This is a genomic window from Rhodanobacter sp. FW101-FHT13A11, assembly GCF_058790335.1.
In genome coordinates this window covers 22,625-39,832 of sequence record NZ_JBYTCN010000010.1, presented here as the reverse complement: position 1 = coordinate 39,832, position 17,208 = coordinate 22,625, and the positions used below count along the sequence as shown (strand labels likewise).

The 17,208-nt window shown below is 68.5% G+C and carries 16 protein-coding genes; 8 read left to right on the top strand and 8 right to left on the bottom strand.

Translation table 11 applies throughout. The features are described from left to right. The first annotated feature begins 28 nt into the window (after positions 1–28). Positions 29–529, top strand: a complete 501-nt coding sequence (locus tag AC3WRN_RS12185; RefSeq protein WP_492623157.1) for a GNAT family N-acetyltransferase — start codon at positions 29–31, stop codon at positions 527–529. Here AC3WRN_RS12185 and AC3WRN_RS12180 read toward each other — a convergent pair. Genes AC3WRN_RS12180 through uvrA form a run of 3 tightly spaced genes read right to left on the bottom strand, consistent with a single transcriptional unit; the run spans position 526 to position 4,589 of the window. After that, a complete protein-coding gene (locus AC3WRN_RS12180) occupies positions 526–1,164 on the bottom strand; it encodes a helix-turn-helix domain-containing protein (RefSeq protein ID WP_492623156.1) in 639 nt (212 codons plus the stop codon). The genes AC3WRN_RS12185 and AC3WRN_RS12180 overlap by 4 nt on opposite strands. A 6-nt stretch (positions 1,165–1,170) precedes the next feature. Then, entirely contained in the window at positions 1,171–1,632 is a 462-nt protein-coding gene (locus tag AC3WRN_RS12175) for an acyl-CoA thioesterase (protein ID WP_492623155.1), read from the bottom strand. Further along, positions 1,629–4,589: an excinuclease ABC subunit UvrA gene (gene uvrA, locus AC3WRN_RS12170; protein WP_492623154.1), complete on the bottom strand. Its 2,961-nt coding sequence runs from the start codon at positions 4,587–4,589 to the stop codon at positions 1,629–1,631. Before uvrA ends, AC3WRN_RS12175 begins: the two co-directional genes overlap by 4 nt. Before the next feature lie 148 nt (positions 4,590–4,737). On the opposite strand from uvrA, the gene AC3WRN_RS12165 reads away from it, so the two are divergent. From AC3WRN_RS12165 to AC3WRN_RS12140, 6 genes are all read left to right on the top strand, one after another. After that, positions 4,738–5,463, top strand: a complete 726-nt coding sequence (locus AC3WRN_RS12165; RefSeq protein WP_492623153.1) for a DUF2059 domain-containing protein — start codon at positions 4,738–4,740, stop codon at positions 5,461–5,463. Between the two features lie 18 nt (positions 5,464–5,481). Then, positions 5,482–5,796, top strand: coding sequence for a 50S ribosomal protein L21 (rplU, locus tag AC3WRN_RS12160; RefSeq protein ID WP_068095677.1), 315 nt, complete (start codon positions 5,482–5,484; stop codon positions 5,794–5,796). A gap of 19 nt (positions 5,797–5,815) precedes the next feature. Then, the gene (gene rpmA, locus AC3WRN_RS12155; protein ID WP_068095676.1) at positions 5,816–6,073 is read left to right on the top strand and encodes a 50S ribosomal protein L27; all 258 of its coding nucleotides are present in this window, start codon (positions 5,816–5,818) and stop codon (positions 6,071–6,073) included. 177 nt (positions 6,074–6,250) lie between these two features. Further along, positions 6,251–7,330, top strand: a complete 1,080-nt coding sequence (gene cgtA / locus AC3WRN_RS12150) for an Obg family GTPase CgtA (protein WP_492623152.1) — start codon at positions 6,251–6,253, stop codon at positions 7,328–7,330. A gap of 190 nt (positions 7,331–7,520) precedes the next feature. Next, positions 7,521–7,844, top strand: a complete 324-nt coding sequence (locus tag AC3WRN_RS12145; RefSeq protein WP_068095672.1) for a cupredoxin domain-containing protein — start codon at positions 7,521–7,523, stop codon at positions 7,842–7,844. 4 nt (positions 7,845–7,848) lie between these two features. Next, the gene (locus AC3WRN_RS12140; RefSeq protein ID WP_492623151.1) at positions 7,849–8,649 is read left to right on the top strand and encodes an FTR1 family iron permease; all 801 of its coding nucleotides are present in this window, start codon (positions 7,849–7,851) and stop codon (positions 8,647–8,649) included. Between the two features lies 1 nt (position 8,650). Here AC3WRN_RS12140 and AC3WRN_RS12135 read toward each other — a convergent pair whose 3' ends face one another. The 3 genes from AC3WRN_RS12135 to AC3WRN_RS12125 form a co-directional block, all read right to left on the bottom strand. Next, positions 8,651–10,258, bottom strand: coding sequence for a carboxyl transferase domain-containing protein (locus AC3WRN_RS12135; RefSeq protein WP_068095669.1), 1,608 nt, complete (start codon positions 10,256–10,258; stop codon positions 8,651–8,653). A 154-nt stretch (positions 10,259–10,412) separates the two neighbouring features. Next, complete coding sequence (locus AC3WRN_RS12130; protein ID WP_492623150.1) at positions 10,413–10,772, bottom strand: hypothetical protein; 360 nt, start codon at positions 10,770–10,772, stop codon at positions 10,413–10,415. Positions 10,773–10,934: 162 nt separating this feature from the next. Then, a complete protein-coding gene (locus AC3WRN_RS12125) occupies positions 10,935–12,119 on the bottom strand; it encodes a thiolase family protein (protein ID WP_492623149.1) in 1,185 nt (394 codons plus the stop codon). Positions 12,120–12,342: 223 nt separating this feature from the next. Here AC3WRN_RS12125 and AC3WRN_RS12120 point away from each other — a divergent pair, with 223 nt between their 5' ends. Next, the gene (locus AC3WRN_RS12120; protein WP_492623148.1) at positions 12,343–15,165 is read left to right on the top strand and encodes a S8 family serine peptidase; all 2,823 of its coding nucleotides are present in this window, start codon (positions 12,343–12,345) and stop codon (positions 15,163–15,165) included. Positions 15,166–15,189: 24 nt separating this feature from the next. Here AC3WRN_RS12120 and agaR read toward each other — a convergent pair whose 3' ends face one another. Together agaR and AC3WRN_RS12110 are read right to left on the bottom strand one after the other, a co-directional pair. After that, positions 15,190–15,987 carry a transcriptional repressor AgaR gene (agaR, locus tag AC3WRN_RS12115; RefSeq protein ID WP_492623147.1) on the bottom strand — a complete coding sequence of 266 codons (798 nt, stop codon included), beginning with the start codon at positions 15,985–15,987 and terminating at the stop codon, positions 15,190–15,192. After that, a complete protein-coding gene (locus AC3WRN_RS12110) occupies positions 15,984–17,195 on the bottom strand; it encodes an amidohydrolase family protein (RefSeq protein WP_492623146.1) in 1,212 nt (403 codons plus the stop codon). Before AC3WRN_RS12110 ends, agaR begins: the two co-directional genes overlap by 4 nt. Positions 17,196–17,208 lie beyond the last annotated feature (13 nt).

Sequence of the window (17,208 nt, the reverse complement as noted above, 5' to 3'; positions counted from 1 at the left end):
CGCGGCCGTTTCCCGCGGGTGACCGGACATGTCTGCATCCTCGACCATCGATATCGCACCTGCCCGCCTGCCGGACGACATCGAGACCGTGCGCGGCTTGTTCGCGGAGTACATCGACAGCCTCGGCATTGATCTCTCCTTCCAGGACGTGGGCGCGGAACTGGCGCAACTGCCCGGCAAGTACGCGCCGCCGCGGGGCGTGATCCTGGTCGCGCGCGATGGCGCGGGAGCGGCGCTGGGCTGCGTGGCGTTGCGGCCCTGGCGGCAACCGGGCGTGTGCGAGATCAAGCGCCTCTATGTGAGGCCCGCGGCGCGCGGGCAGGCGCTGGGACGGCGATTGGCCGAAGCGGTGATCGCGTGGGCCGCCCGGGCCGGCTACGTGCGCGTGCTGCTGGATACGCTGGCCTCGATGCAGGCGGCCCGGCAGCTCTACGTCGCGCTGGGTTTTCGCGCGGTGGCGCCGTATTACGACAACCCGGTGCCGGGTACGTGGTACATGGCGCTGGAGCTCGGGTCGGGCGGCGCCTAGTTTGTCACCGCCCAGCTGGCCCGGAAGGCGGCCGGGGTCAGGCCGAACGTCCTCACGAATTCGCGGTTGAGGTGGGCCTGGTCGTAGAAGCCGGCGTCGAGCGCCGCCTCGACGATCGGCGCGCGGTGGCGCAGCAGCGCCTTCGCCTTGTGCAGGGCCAGCAGGACGTGGAAGTTGTGCAGGCTGGTGGCGGTCTCGCGGCGGAACACACGTGCCAGGTGGCCAGCGGAAACCGCGCAGGCCTGCGCGATCGCTTCCACGTCGGTGTGCAGCGAAAGCCGCCCGGCCAGCAAGGCCATGGCCCGTGCGCCGAGCGTATCGTGTGGGCCGGGAGTTGCGATGTTGTTCATGGCGGGCGGCACGAAGCGCGAGCTGAAGGCCCAGCTGCTGCCGTCCACCGGTTCGAAACGATGGAGCACGCCTGCCGGCGCCACGACGGTATCGCCGGCGACGACCGCGCGGCAGGCATCGGGAAGGCGCAGCCGCGCCCGCCCAGCCAGCACCCGCACGATCTCGTCGCCGGCATGGACATGCGGCTGGAAGCGCCAGGCATGGCGCGCACCGGCGATCGTCTCGACCCGGTCGGCGCCGGTTGCGCTGATCGTGAAGGACGTGCGTGCGGCCGCGGCGCGCATGGGCCGCTACCCGACGGCGTTGCGGATCGCCTCGGGCAACGGCACCGGCTTGCCGCTGGCCGGGTCCATCCACACCATCACCACGTGGCCGTCGCAGTACGGCCGGTCGGGGTGTTCGGCATCGATCACCCGGTGCGCGATCGTCATCGAGCTGTTGCCCACGCGCTCGCAGTACAGCTGCACCTGCAACTGCGCGGGCCAGGCGATGGGGCGGCGGTAGTTGACCTGGCTGGCGGCCATCACCGGCATCGCGTGGTCGTCGAACCACGGCCCGGGCACGTGGCTCAGCCACTGCAGCCGTGCCTCTTCGAGGTAGGTGAGGTAGTTGGAGTTGTTGACGTGGTTGAACGCGTCGAGGTCGCGCCAGCGCACGCCGATCGAGGCGACGTACAGCGGCTTGCCGGGTTCGGTTTCCAGCGCGGTCGCGTTGGCGGCATCGGCCGGCCTGGTGGACTTGCGTGGACTCATGAAGTTTTCTTCTTCCCGCGCATCGGCTTGTACTTGTCGGCCGAGGCGATGTGCTTGGTGGCGGCCTTGATCCGCTTGGCGGCGTCCGGCCGGGCGGGCCTGGCCGGTTTCAGGTGCGGCGCGAGGAAGTGGCCGGTATGCGAGCCGGGCGTGGCCGCCACCGTCTCCGGCGTGCCGGAAACCAGGATGCGGCCGCCGCCCGCGCCGCCCTCGGGGCCGAGGTCGACGATCCAGTCGGCGGTCTTGATCACGTCCAGGTTGTGCTCGATCACCACCACGGTGTTGCCCTGGTCGACCAGCTGGTGCAGCACGTCGAGCAACTGCTCGATGTCGTGGAAGTGCAGTCCGGTGGTGGGCTCGTCGAGGATGTACAGGGTGTTGCCGGTGTCGCGCTTGGACAGTTCCTTGGACAGTTTCACGCGCTGCGCCTCGCCGCCGGACAGCGTGGTCGCGCTCTGGCCGAGCTTGATGTAGTCGAGGCCGACGGCGCGCAAGGTGTCGAGCTTGCGCGCGATCACCGGCACGTTCTCGAACAGCTTCAGCGCATCCTCCACCGTCATGTCGAGCACGTCGGCGATGGTGTGGCCCTTGTATAGGATCTCCAGCGTCTCGCGGTTGTAGCGCTTGCCGTGGCAGACGTCGCAGGGCACGTAGACGTCGGGCAGGAAATGCATCTCCACCTTGAGCATGCCGTCGCCCTCGCAGGCCTCGCAGCGGCCGCCGCGTACGTTGAAGCTGAAGCGGCCCGCCGTATAGCCGCGCGAACGCGCTTCCGGCACCTGCGCGAACATCTCGCGCAGCGGGGTGAACAGGCCGGTGTAGGTGGCGGGGTTGGAGCGCGGCGTGCGGCCGATCGGCGACTGGTCGATGTCGACCACCTTGTCGAACAGCTGCAGGCCTTCCGCTGCGGCGTACGGTGCCGGCTGCGCGCTGGCGCCGTTGAGTTCGACGGCGGCGAGGCGGAACAGCGTGTCGTTGACCAGGGTCGACTTGCCCGAGCCGGAGACGCCGGTGACGCAGGTGAACAGGCCGGCCGGGATCGCCAGGTCGACGTGCTTGAGGTTGTTGCCGCTGGCGCCTTTCAGGTGCAGCCACGAATCGTCGTCGATCGGCTGGCGGCGTTCCTTCGGCACCTCGATCGCGCGCACGCCGGACAGGAACTGGCCGGTGACCGAGCGCGGCGAGTCGAGCATGTCCTGCACGGTGCCCTGCGCCACCACCTCGCCGCCGTGCACGCCGGCGCCGGGGCCGATGTCGAGCACGTGGTCGGCCATGCGGATCGCATCCTCGTCGTGCTCGACCACGATCACCGTGTTGCCGAGGTCGCGCAGGCGGGTCAGCGTGCCGAGCAGGCGCTCGTTGTCGCGCTGGTGCAGGCCGATCGAGGGCTCGTCCAGCACGTACATCACGCCGACCAGGCCGGCGCCGATCTGCGAGGCGAGCCGGATGCGCTGCGCCTCGCCGCCGGAGAGCGAGTCGGCCTGGCGGTCCAGGGTGAGATAGTTCAGGCCCACGTCGTTGAGGAAGCTCAGCCGCTCGCGGATCTCCTTGACGATCTTCACTGCGATCTCGCCGCGCCAGCCGGTGAGTTTCAGCCCGTCGAAGAACGCCAGCGCGTCGTCGATCGAGCGGTGGGTGAGCGCGGGCAGCGCGTGGTCGGCGACGAATACGTTGCGCGCCGAGCGGTTCAGCCGCTGGCCTTCGCAGGCGGGGCAGGGCTGGTCGCTGATGTACTTGGCCAGCTCCTCGCGCACGGCGACCGATTCGGTTTCCTTGTAGCGCCGTTCCAGGTTCGGCAGGATGCCCTCGAACGGGTGCTCGCGGGTGACCTTGCCGCCGCGCTCGGTGATGTAGCGGAACGCGATCTGCTCCTTGCCGCTGCCGTACAGGATGGCCTTCTGCACGGCTGCGGGCAGCTTGTTCCACGGGGCGTCCACGTCGAAGCCGTAGTGCGCCGCCAGCGACAGGATCAGCTGGAAGTAGTGCGCGTTGCGCCGGTCCCAGCCGCGCACCGCGCCGCTGGCCAGCGACAGCTCCGGATGGCTGACCACGCGCGCCGGGTCGAACACCTGGGTCACGCCCAGGCCGTCGCAGGTGGGGCAGGCGCCCACCGGCGAGTTGAACGAGAACAGCCGCGGTTCCAGTTCCGGCAGCGAGTAGTCGCACACCGGGCAGGAGTAGCGCGAGGACAGCAGCTGCTCGGGCGCCTCCGGCGCGGCCGCTCCCGCGTTTCCGTGCGCGGCATCCATGTCGGCCAGGATCACCAGCCCGTCGCCGAGCCGCAGCGCGGTCTCGAACGACTCGGCCAGGCGCTGCTTGATGTCCTCGCGCGGGCGGAAGCGGTCGATCACCACCTCGATGGTGTGCTTCTGGCGCAGGGACAGCGGCGGCACCGCGTCCAGGTCGAACACGGTGCCGTCGACGCGGGCGCGCACGAAGCCCTGCGCACGCAACTGCTCGAACACCTGCACGTGCTCGCCCTTGCGTTCGCGGACCACCGGCGCCAGCAGCATGTAGCGCCGCTCCGGGTCCAGCGCGAGGGTGGCGTCCACCATCTGGCTTACCGTCTGCGCCTCCAGCGGAATGCCGTGGTCGGGGCAGCGCGGCGTGCCGACGCGGGCGTACAGCAGGCGCAGGTAGTCGTACACCTCGGTGATCGTGCCGACGGTGGAGCGCGGGTTGTGCGAGGTGGATTTCTGCTCGATCGAGATCGCCGGCGACAGGCCCTCGATGTGGTCGACGTCGGGCTTCTCCATCATCGACAGGAACTGTCGCGCGTAGGACGACAGCGATTCCACGTAGCGGCGCTGGCCTTCGGCGTAGATGGTGTCGAACGCCAGCGAGGATTTGCCCGAGCCGGACAGGCCGGTGATCACGATCAGCCGGTCGCGGGGAAGGTCGATGTCGATGTTCTTGAGGTTGTGCGTGCGAGCGCCGCGGATGCGAATGGTGTCCATGGACGCCGGATATGGGGGGGAACGTGCACTATACCAACCTGGGCAGGTCAGTTATTGCCGCTTCAGCCGGAAAGTTCCGATCGGCGGCAACGTATGGCCTAATGCACGGTTCCCCGGCCGCGAGGCCGCTTCGTCGGAGATCACCCCCATGCGTAGCCGGATCCGGATCGGCGCCCTGCTGTGGCTGCTCGCTTTCTGCGGGTCGGCCGCGGCCGTCGTGGCGCCCAGCGAGCAGCAGGTGCGTGACCTGTTCAAGGTGATGCGGGTGGAACAGACCCTCGGCCAGATGAACACGCAGATGGCCGCGCAGATGCGGCAGAAGCTTCCCTGCGTGCCGGCGGAATACTGGCAGGGGTTCATCGACGGCGACGGCGCCACCGCCGTGGTGCAGCGCATGGCCCCGGTGTTCCAGCGCCATTTCAGCGGCGAGGAGATCGACGGGCTGCTCAAGTTCTACCGCTCGCCGCTGGGCCAGAAGGTGCTGACCGAAATGCCGGCGGCCATGGCCGAGGCGACCCAGGCCGGCCAGCAGTGGGGGCAGGAGCGCGCCCGCACGATGCTGCAGGAGCTGCAGAAGAAGGGCAGCCTCGATGCGCAGGGCCGCTGCCCGGCGGCGCCGGAGGCGGCCGACGAGGGCGAGGCCAGACCCGCGACCCGGCCGGCGAAGAAGCACGTCCGGCACAAGCCGGTGCACCATCACAAGCCGGCAGCCAAGCCCGAGCCCAAGTCGGCGGCACCGGTTCCGGCAAAGTCCGCGGCGCCGGCTGCAGCCCAAGTCCTGACCGGCTGGTCAGGAATTGACCAGCGACCCGTGGCCTCGCTATACTTCTGCGTTCGTTCCGGCCGGTTCGGGGCGAAACACCCAAGAGAATAACGACAGAAGGGCATTTCCATGAGTTATGCAGTCATCAAGACCGGTGGCAAGCAGTACCGTGTGCAGCAGGGCGACGTGCTGCGCGTGGAGCTGTTGACCGCCGATGAAGGCGCCACCGTGAGCTTCGACCAGGTGCTGCTGGTCGGTTCCGGCGAGTCGGTCACCGTCGGTGCGCCGGTCGTCGCGGGCGCCACCGTCAGCGCCACCGTCCGCAAGCACGGACGCGCCGACAAGATCCGCATCATCAAGTTCCGCCGCCGCAAGCACTACAAGCGCCAGCAGGGCCATCGGCAGCATTTCACCGAAATCGAGATCACGGGCATCAACGCCTGAGCAACTGGAGCATTGAGTCATGGCACATAAAAAAGGCGTAGGTTCCAGCCGCAACGGTCGCGATTCGAACCCGAAGTACCTCGGCGTCAAGGTCTACGGTGGCCAGGCCATCGAGGCCGGCAACATCATCGTGCGCCAGCGCGGCACCCAGTTCCATCCGGGTACCGGCGTGGGCCTCGGCCGTGACCACACGCTGTTCGCGCTGGTCGACGGCAAGGTCGAGTTCAAGGTCGGCGGTGCCAAGAACCGCCGTTTCGTCAGCGTCGTGCAGGCATAAGCCTTCCGCGGTGCGGCAGCGAAGGCCCCGCTTCGGCGGGGCTTTTCGTTTGCGGCAGGGAATCGGGAATGGGGAGCCGGGAATGGTAAAAAGCGGGGTTTCCGCAAGTCCCGTACCCTATCCTGATTGCCCGCTCTTCCTGTTCCCGATCCCCCATTCCCCACTCCCGGTCCTCTCATGAAATTCGTCGACGAAGCCCAAATCCGTGTCCAGGCCGGTGACGGCGGCAATGGCTGCATCAGCTTCCGCCGCGAGAAGTTCATCCCGTTCGGCGGTCCCGACGGCGGCGACGGCGGCTTCGGCGGCTCGGTCTGGCTGGTGGCCGACGAGGGCCTCAACACCTTGATCGACTTCCGCCACCAGCGCAGCTTCAAGGCGCAGCGCGGCGAGAACGGCATGGGCAGCCAGATGTACGGCAAGGGCGGCGAGGACACCACGATCCGGGTGCCGGTGGGAACCATGGTCACCAACGTCGACACCGACGAGGTGATCGGCGACCTCACCGCCCACGGCCAGCGCATGCTGGTGGCGCAGGGCGGCAAGGGCGGACTGGGCAACATCCACTTCAAGAGTTCGGTGAACCGCGCGCCGCGCAAGGCCACGCCGGGCACGCCGGGCGAAGTGCGCGAGCTGAAGCTGGAGTTGCGCCTGCTGGCCGACGTCGGCCTGCTCGGTTTCCCCAATGCCGGCAAGTCCACCTTCATCCGCGCGGTGTCGGCGGCGACGCCTCGGGTGGCCGACTACCCGTTCACCACGCTGCATCCGAACCTGGGCGTGGTCAGCCTGGGCACCGACCAGAGCTTCGTGATCGCCGACATCCCCGGCCTGATCGAAGGCGCTTCCGAGGGCGCCGGATTGGGCATCCAGTTCCTGCGCCATGTGGCGCGCACCAGCCTGCTGCTGCACATCGTCGACATCGCGCCGATCGACGGCTCCGACGTGGCCGGCCAGGTGCGCGCGATCGAGCAGGAACTGGAGAAGTTCAACCCGGAACTGCTGGAGCGCCCGCGCTGGCTGGTGCTGAACAAGGCCGACATGCTGGCCGGGGACGAGCGCCAGGCCGTGGCGGAAAAGATCATCGCCGAGCTGGGCTGGACCCGGCCGTGGTTCCTGGTTTCGGCGATCGCGCGCGAGGGCACCATGGCCGTGTGCCAGCAGGTGCAGCGCTTCTTCGAGTCGCAGCGCGAGGCCAGCGTGGAGCGCACCGGCATGCCGCCGAACGATGTGCGCCTGCGCGGCGAGGAACCGCAGGACTAGCCTGCTGTCCCGGCGCCGGCCGGCAATGGCCGCCGGCGCTGATCCCGGTCATGGGGCGGGTGGCCGGCGGCTGCCAGAATGGCCCCGCGGCATGTTGCCGGGCGATCGGCGGCATGCGCCGCCAGTGGGGCGGCTTGCCTTCCATATATGAGAATGACTATTATTCAGTAACGAGTCATCGGATCGGCCCATGAAACACCTGCTGCTTGCCCTCGCCATGCTGCTGCCGTTGCTGGCGAGCGCGACCGACGCGCCCAGCTACACCTTGACCCTGAAGGATCATCGCTACCAGCCCAGCGAGCTGCGCGTGCCTGCGGGAACCCGGGTCAAGCTGGAGCTGGTCAACCGGGATTCCTCGCCGGAGGAGTTCGAGAGCGACGACTTCCCGGCCGAGAAGATCGTGATGCCGAACAGTTCGACCAGCCTGTTCATCGGTCCGTTCAAGCCGGGGCGCTACCGCTTCTACGGTGATTTCCATCAGCCCACGGCGCAGGGCGTGTTGATCGTGGAGTAGGCGTATGTGGGCAGTGGCCTTGCTGGTGTTCAGGGAAGTGCTGGAGGCGGCGCTGATCGTCAGCGTGGTGGCGGCGGCCACCCGCGGCGTGTCGCGGCGCGGCTGGTTCGTGGGCGGCGGGATCGCGCTGGGGGTTTGCGGCGCGCTGCTGGTGGCGCTGTCGGCCGACCTGCTGGCTGCGGCCTTCAGCGGCGCCGGGCAGGAACTGTTCAATGCCGCCGTGCTGCTGGCCGCGGTGCTGATGATCGGCTGGCACGTGCTGTGGATGTCCAGCCACGGCCGCGAACTGAGCCGGCAGATGCGCGAGCTGGGCAGTGCGGTGCACAGCGGCGCCAGCTCGCTGGGGTTGCTGCTGGCGGTGGTGGCGCTGGCGGTGCTGCGCGAGGGCTCGGAGGTGGTGCTGTTCCTGTACGGCATGCGCGCCGGCGGCGCGGAACACCTGGTGGCGGGCCTGGCGATCGGCGTGGTGGCCGGCGCGGCGTTGGGCTTCGCGCTGTACGCGGGCCTGCTGCGCATCCCGATGCGGCATTTCTTCGGCGTCACCAACGCCATGCTGGTGCTGCTTGCCGCGGGGCTGGCCTCGACGGCCGCGCGCTACCTGATCCAGGCCGACCTGCTGCCGGCGTGGGGCAACCAGCTGTGGGACAGCTCGTGGCTGCTTGGCAACCGCTCGCTGCTGGGGCAGACCGCGCACGTGCTGGTCGGCTACGACGCGCAGCCGGCGGGCATGCAGATGGTGTTCTACGCGCTGACCCTGCTGGCGCTGTGGGCCGGCGCGCGGCTGGGCACCGGCAGGGCGCGCTGAACTACATGCGGAACACGCCGTAGCGCTGCGGCTCGATTGGGGCGTTGAGCGAGGCGGAGATCGCCAGGCCGAGCACGCGGCGGGTATCCACCGGGTCGATGATGCCGTCGTCCCACAGCCGCGCGCTGGCGTAGTACGGATGGCCCTGGCGCTCGTACTGCTCGCGGATCGGCGCCTTGAAGGCTTCCTCGTCCTCCGCGCTCCATGATTTGCCGGCGGCCTCGATGCCGTCGCGCTTCACCGTAGCCAGCACTGACGCGGCCTGCTCGCCGCCCATCACGCTGATGCGCGCGTTCGGCCACATCCACAGGAAGCGCGCGCCATAGGCACGGCCGCACATCGCGTAGTTGCCGGCGCCGAAACTGCCGCCGATCACCACGGTGAACTTCGGCACGTGCGAGCAGGCCACCGCGGTGACCATCTTCGCACCGTCCTTGGCGATGCCGGCCTGCTCGTATTTCTTGCCGACCATGAAGCCGGTGATGTTCTGCAGGAACACCAGCGGCACGTTGCGCTGGTTGCACAGCTCGATGAAGTGCGCGCCCTTGAGCGCGCTTTCGGCGAACAGGATGCCGTTGTTGGCGACGATGCCCACCGGGTAGCCGTGGATGTGCGCGAAGCCGCAGACCAGGGTCTTGCCGTAGCGCGCCTTGAATTCGTGAAATTCCGAGCCGTCGACGATGCGCGCGATCACCTCGCGGATGTCGAACGGGCGGCGGGTATCCGGCGGGATCACGCCGTAGAGCTCCTCGGCAGGGTACTTCGGCTCGACCGGCGCGCGCAGCGCCAGCGGCATGTCCTTGCGGCGATTGAGGCTGGCCACGATGTCGCGGGCGATCGACAGCGCGTGCGCGTCGTTCTCGGCGTAGTGGTCGGCCACGCCGGAGATCGACGTGTGCACGTCCGCGCCGCCCAGCGTCTCGGCGTCCACCACCTCGCCGGTGGCGGCCTTCACCAGCGGCGGGCCGCCGAGGAAAATCGTGCCCTGTTCGCGCACTATGATGGTCTCGTCGCTCATTGCGGGCACGTAGGCGCCGCCGGCGGTGCACGAGCCCATCACCACCGCGATCTGCGGGATGTTGAGCGATGACATCCGTGCCTGGTTGTAGAAGATGCGGCCGAAATGCTCCTTGTCCGGAAACACCTCGTCCTGCAACGGCAGGAAAGCACCCCCGGAGTCGACCAGGTAGATGCAGGGCAGGCGGTTTTCCAGCGCCACTTCCTGGGCGCGCAGATGCTTCTTCACCGTGATCGGGAAATAGGTGCCGCCCTTGACCGTGGCGTCGTTGGCAACCACCACCACCTCGGCGCCGTTGACCCGGCCGATGCCGGTGATCAGGCCGGCGGCGGGCGCGGCGCCGTCGTACATGCCATGGGCAGCGAGCGGCGACAGCTCCAGGAACGGCGAGCCGGGATCGAGCAGGGCACGGATGCGCTCGCGCGGCAGAAGTTTGCCGCGGGCAACATGTTTCTCGCGGGCCTTCGCGCCGCCGCCCTCCGCGCTGCGCGCCAGTTCGCGCTGCAGATCGTCCACCACGGCGCGCAGCTGGTGGCTGCCGGCCTGGAATTCGGCGGAACGCGGATCGATCTGCGATGCAATGACGCTCATGGATGCGGGCTCACGGATAGGCTGCCATCAAGGCCGAGCCACGGATGATAGCGGGCGTCGGCCGGCGGCCAAAATCGGCGGACGAAACGGCGATACACGGGCGAAAAAAAACGGCCGCGCGAGGCGGCCGTTTTTTCTGGAAGCCAGCAGGGGATCAATGCCCCTTCATGGCGTCCTTGGCTTTGTCAGCCGCGTCCTTGGCAGCACCGGCGGCGTCCTTGGCAGCGTCGGCGGCCTTGGCGGCTGCGTCGACTGCGGCTGCCGGAGCGGCAGCGGTGGAGGCCGGAGCCGCCGCCGGAGCGGTGGAAGCCGGAGCCGCAGCCGGAGCGGCAGCGGTGGAAGCCGGAGCTGCCGCCGGAGCCGGAGCCGCCGCAGCCTTCTGCGCCGTATCGGCAGCCTGCTGGGCGGTATCGGCCGACTTCTGTGCGTCTTGCGCGGAATCCTGCGCGCCGTTGCTGCATGCCGCCAACAGCGCGACGAGCGCGGCGGCGAGTAGGGTACGCGTAAACTTCATGGTGGATCTCCTTTGCCGTGGAATGCCGTTTGGCCGTGTATTAATAGCGCTTTCGCGGAAATTGCGCCACATCTTTATGACGACGTTTCAGGACACATTAAAAACTGATTTATCCGGCCGTCATCTGAATATCATGCGCCGGTCATGCCGGCGCCGTGCGCATCAGTCGATGCGCTCCACCGCGATCGCCGTCGCCTCGCCGCCACCGATGCACAGGGAGGCCACGCCGCGCTTGAGGCCGCGCGTCTTCAGGGCGTTGAGCAGGGTCACCACCAGGCGCGCGCCGCTGGCGCCGATCGGGTGGCCGAGCGCGCAGGCGCCGCCGTTGACGTTGAGCTTGTCGTGCGGGATGCCGAGTTCCTTCATCGGCGCCATCGCCACTACCGCGAACGCCTCGTTGACCTCGAACAGGTCGACGTCGGCGACCTTCCAGCCGGCCTTGTCCAGCACCTTCTGGATGGCGCTGACCGGCGCGGTGGTGAACCACTCCGGCTCCTGCGAGTGGGTGGCGTGCGCCACGATGCGCGCCAGCGGCTTCAGGCCGCGCTTGGCCGCGTCGTCGGCCGACAGCAGCACCACGGCGGCGGCACCGTCGGAGATGCTGGACGAGCTGGCCGCGGTGATCGTGCCGTTCTCCTTGCGGAAGGCCGGCTTCAGCGAGGGCACCTTGGCGATGTCGGAGCGGCCGGGCTGCTCGTCGGTGTCGACCACCACGTCGCCCTTGCGGCCGCTCACCGTGACCGGAACGATCTCGCCGGCGAAGGCGCCGTTCTGCTGCGCCGCCTGGGCGCGCTTGACCGACTCGATCGCGAACGCGTCCTGCTGTTCGCGGGTGAAGTGGTACTTGTCGGCGCACAGTTCGCCGAACACGCCCATCGCCTTGCCGTCGTACGGGTTGGTCAGGCCGTCCCAGGCCATGTGGTCGACCAACTGGCCGTCGCCGTAGCGGATACCGGTACGCGCCTGCACCATGTGCGGCGCATTGGTCATCGACTCCATCCCGCCGGCGACCACCACGGCCGCCGAGCCGGCCTTGATCAGGTCATGGCCCAGCATGATCGCCTTCATGCCCGAGCCGCACACCTTGTTGATCGTGGTGCAGCCGGTGCTGGCCGGCAGCCCGGCGCCGAGCGAGGCCTGACGCGCCGGCGCCTGGCCCAGGTTGGCGGGCAACACGCAGCCCATGATCACCTCGCCGACGTCGGCGGGAGCCACGTCCGACTGTTCCAGCACCGCGCGGATCGCGGCGGCACCGAGCTTCGGGGTGGGCACGCCGGTGAACTGGCCGAGAAAGGAGCCGATGGCGGTGCGCTTGGCACCGACGATGACGACACTGACATCCGACATGGATAACTCCGCTTGCAAGACTTGAGGGGCGCGAACGCCTGGCAGGAAACCTTTGGATTATCGCAGCCCGCCGCGAGGCTCGGCAAACCGCGGCAATATCCTTGCCACGTAGCAACTTGCGTGCTGTTTCATTGGGATTTCGTTGTGCCAAGATGACAAGGGGGACCGGTCGCCGCGCATTGGCCGCGCCGGCGAGACAAGTGTGGAGAGGGGGGTGGGGAGCATGGTGAAAACGTTCGATCGGGGTTGGCGACGCCGCGAGCTGGCGTGGCTGGTGGCCGTGGCGCTGGGCCTGAGTGCCTGCGGAGGTGGCGGCGGCAGCAAGCCCACGCCGCCCCCGGCCACGCCCGCGGCGCCCCCGCCCCCGCCCACGCCCCCCCAGCCGCCGCTGGACGCCCAGCTCGCGCTCACCAGCACCTACGCCGCGCATGCCCAGGGCTATACCGGCGCCGGCGTGACCATCGGCGTGGTCGACAGCGGCATCATGCGCAGCAATCCCACGGTGGCCGGGCGGGTCACCCACGAACTGATCTACGTCGATCCCACGACCAACAACACGGCGATCGACGACGTGGTCGGCCACGGCACCTGGGTTGCGGGGATTGCCGCCGGCCAGCCGTTCGCGAAGTTCCCCGGCGGCATCGCGCCCAGTGCCAGCCTGGTGTCGGCGCGCATCATCAGCGACGTCGCGCCGAAGGACGACGGCTCGGGCAAAGGCAATCCGGTCACGGCTGCCGACGCGACGTTCTTCGCCCAGACCCTCAATCCCGCCCTGATCAACGCCGGCGTGCAGGTGATGAACAATTCCTGGGGCGGCATCTACTGGGATACCACCAACGCCTCGATCAACCAGGCGTTCGCCGCCGCCTACGATCCGTTCGTGCTGCAGCGTGGCGGCCTGGTCGTGTTCGCGGCCGGCAACGATTCGAAGACTGCTCCCAGCAACATCGCGGCGCTGCCCAGTCTGGCGCCGGAACTGGAGAAAGGCTGGCTGGTCGCGGTTGCGGTCAACAGCAACAGCCCGACCCAGCTGGAAGGCTATTCCAACCAGTGCGGTGTCGCGATGAACTACTGCCTGGCCGCGCCGGGCGACGTGATCGTGCTGGACAAGAGCGCCACCGCCAGCACCACCAGCCCGAGCTATTACATCGTGGAGGGCACCTCGTTTGCCGCGCCGCAGGTATCGGGTGCGGCGGCGCTGGTGTGGCAGGCCTATCCGTATTTCAGCAACGACCTGGTGCGTCAGACGCTGCTGGGCACCGCCGACCCGCTCGGCGGCCCGCAACCGAACCCGACCTTCGGTTACGGCGAGCTGGATGTCGGCAGGGCGGTCAACGGGCCCATGCAATTCAACTGGGGCGACGTCACGGTCAGCTTCAGCGGCAGCTCCAGCTGGAACAACCCGATTTCCGGTGCCGGCGGCCTGATCAAGCAGGGCGCTGGCACGCTCAACCTGACGCAGCCGTCGAGCTACACCGGCCTGACCCAGGTGCAGGGCGGCACGCTGACCGCGAAATCGCTGGCGTCCAGCATCAGCATCAGCGCCGGCGCCACGGTGAGCGGCACCCAGGCCATCGGCGGCAGCGTGACCAATGCCGGCGTGCTCGGCGTCGGCGGCAGCAATGTCACGGTGGGCGGCAACTACACGCAGCAGGGCAACGGCCGGCTGGCGGTGTCGCTGGGTTCGGCGCTGAATGTCGCCGGCACGGCCCACCTGGGCGGCGGCGACCTGTTCGTGACGGGCACGAACCCGGGCTACGTGGTCAGTTCGCACACGAACGTGCTCAGCGCCGGCGGCGGCCTGAGCGGCACCTTCAGCGCCTTGAACACGGCCCCCAATGTCCTGCTGGCCGCATCGCTCGGCTATGACGCGAACAACGCCTGGCTCAATGTGCAGCAGGTGCAGGTCACCGCGGTGCAGGGGATGGCGTACACCGCCGCCTCGTTCGGCGCCGCGCAGCGTGTGCAGGGCGCGTTCGGGCTGATCGACACCCAGCTCGCGCCAAGCGGGCCGTCGGGCACGACCGCTCCGGTCAGTGCCGGTTTCATCCAAAGTGCGGCCAGCCTGCAGCAGTCGGCCAGCGTCGCTGCCTTGAGCCGTTCGCTGGAAAGCCTGTCCGGCCAGCTGCATGCGGCCAGCGCGGCGATGACGTTCGAGGCGATCGACGCCGGCACGCGCGCGCTGTCCGGACGCTTCGACCAGCTGCTCGATGCGCCGCAGGCCGGCAGCTGGGTGCAGAACCTCGGCTACCACGGCGACATGTCCCGCCAAGGCTACGGCAACGTCGGCTACGACCTCGGCGGCACCCTGGTCGGCGCGGACCGGCGGGTCGGCGGCAGCGGTTTCGTCGGCTACGCGCTGAGCCAGAGCCAAGGCCTGGGACGGCTGGCCGAGAGCGCGGACCAGGGCCGCAGCCACGCGCTGGAAGGCATGCTGTACGGCGGTGTGGTGCGCGGCGCGTGGTACGGCATGGGCCGCTTCGGCCTCGGCCGCTACCGCGAGTTGATGCGCCGCCAGCTGTTGTTGGGCAGCGAGGCCAGCAACGTGGAGAGCAGTGACGATGGCCGCTATGGCGTGGCCTACGGCGAGAGCGGCTATCGCCTCGACCTCGGCGGCACCCGACTCACGCCGTACGTGAACGTGCAGTACGCGCAGATCCGCCGCGACGGCTTCGTCGAGCGGGGCGGCTACGGCTTCGGCCTGAAGTCCGCCGCGCAGATCACCGCCCGCTGGCAGGCCGGCGCGGGCCTGCGCGCCAGCCGTGACTGGACGCTGGCCGGCGGCAGCCATCTCGCGCTGCAGGCGCACGCGCTGTGGCAGCGCTCGTTCGGCCTGCGTGGCGAGGTGGTGGATGCCAGCTTCAGCGGTCTCGACCAGTATGCGCCGGTGGGCGGCATCGGCCTGTCGCGCTACGGTGGCGTGCTCGGCGGCACGCTGGACTGGCAGCTCACGCCGCGCGCCGGCCTGCAGTTCGGCTACGACCGCTACCTCGGCCAACGCGGCCAGGCGCAGACGGCCACGGCAAACTTCAGCTGGGCGTTCTGAACCCTCGCCCGGGCGGGAAGAACGTCAGACCAGCACGACCTGCACGCCGGCAGCGCGCAGCGCCTCGACGGTCTCGGCCGGGGCGCTGCTGTCACTGATCACGATGTCGAGGTTCTGCACCGGCGTGATCACCGACAGGCTGCGCTGGCCCAGCTTGCTGGCGTCGAGCACGGCAATGGTCTGGCGCGAGACGCGGATCATCAGGGCATTCAACGCCGCCTCCAGCGGGTCGGGCGTGGTCACGCCCACCTCGGGATCGAGTCCGTCCACGCCGAGGAACAACCGGTCGGCGGAGAGCTTCGCCAGCGCCTGCTCGGCATCCGGGCCGACCAGCGAGTACGACGTCTGCCGCAGCAGGCCGCCCAGCATCATCACGCGGATCTGCGGCAATCCCGACAATTCCATCGCGATGTTCAGCGCATTGGTGATCACCGTCAGCGCCTCGAATTTCATCTGGCGGATCTGCCGGGCGATCTCCACGGTGGTCGAGCCGGAGTCGAGGATGACCGTCTCGCCGTCCCGGATCATCTTCGCCGCGGCCTGGCCGATGCGCAGCTTCTGCGCGTGCCAGCGCGTTTCCTTGATATTGAGCGGCGTGTCGTTCATGGCCGCCGAGACCGGCAGCGCGCCGCCGTGCGAGCGGGCGATCATCGAGTTGCGTGCGAGTGTGTCCAGGTCGGCACGGATCGTGACAGTGGATGTGCCGAACCGCGTCGCCAGCTCCTCCACCGTGGCGCGGCCCTGTTGTTCCACCAGTTCGACGATCAGGCGGCGGCGTTCTTCAACCAGCAGTCGGCGCGAGGCGGTGGGGGCTTGAGTCATGAGTCGATATGCAGGAGTCGGGCGGCGTTGTCATGGTATATCTTGCGGAGGATCGTGTCCGACAATCCCAGCCCGTAGATCGACCAGCGCCCCTGTGGTGGCGTCGGCGCCGGCGCGTAATCGAAGTACTCGTCCTCGGTTTCCAGAAAGCGGTAGTAGATCTCGTACAGCTCGTCGCCGAACAGCTGCTGCGGCACGTCGTCGCCGTACGGCGAGGGCACCGCGTCGGTGCCGAACAGGATGCGATCCTGGTAGCGGTCGAAGAAACGCTGCGCGATGCGCGGCTGCCGGCCCAGCTCGCCGACGCGGGCGCTGATGTCGATCACCGTGTTCGGGTAGCGGTCCAGGCAGGCGGCGACCGCAGCCAGGTTCTCGGCGTTGTTGCCCACGTGTAACAGGGCGAACGTGGTCTTCGGATGGCGCGCGATCAGGCGGTCGCGCGCAGCGAGCAGCTCCGCATTGCTGGGGAACTCCGGGCCGTAGAACGACCAGTCCGGATGGTTGGCCAGTTCCTCGTAGCGCTCGTTGGTCTCGTCGGTCGGCAGGAAGAACGCCTCCGGATCGGAGACGTGCAGGAACACCGGCATGTCGTAGGCGGCGCAGGCTTCCCACATCGGATCGAAGCGGCGGTCGTCCACCGCCACCAGCGGACCTTCGTCGATCCGCTCGCGTAGATACAGGCCCAGCGTCTTCAGTAATTTCAAACCGCGTGCGCCGACACGTTTGGCATGCGCGATCGCGTCGCCCTGCAGCTGCGCGTAGTTCGGCTCGGGGAAGTGTTCGTACGACGGTTCGGTAAGCGTGAGGAAACGCCCCGGTGCGGCCTGGTCGAAGCTGCGGATGCTCTGCTCCAGACCGGCACCGACGCCACCGGTGAGGTTGACCAGGGTGCGCACACCCTTGCGATCCATCACCGGCAGCAGGTCCTCGGGCTGGGCGAACAGGGTGACCTCTTCGCCTACCGAGATGCCGTTGCGCACATGGCTCGACCAGGTCAGGTGCGCGTGCACGTCGATCACCGGAAAGCGCGGGCGTTCGATGCGCGTCTGCGGTACATGCAGCATGCTGCGCGGCCGGAAGTCCTTCAACCGCAGCCCGCTCTTGCCGGCGTCCGGCTGGGTCTGCAGCGGATTCTTGCTACTTTCGATCTTGACCGTGCCGGCGCCGGTGGGCGGGGCGCAGCACAGGCAGGATTGGCGATGGTTCATCGATAGTTACCAG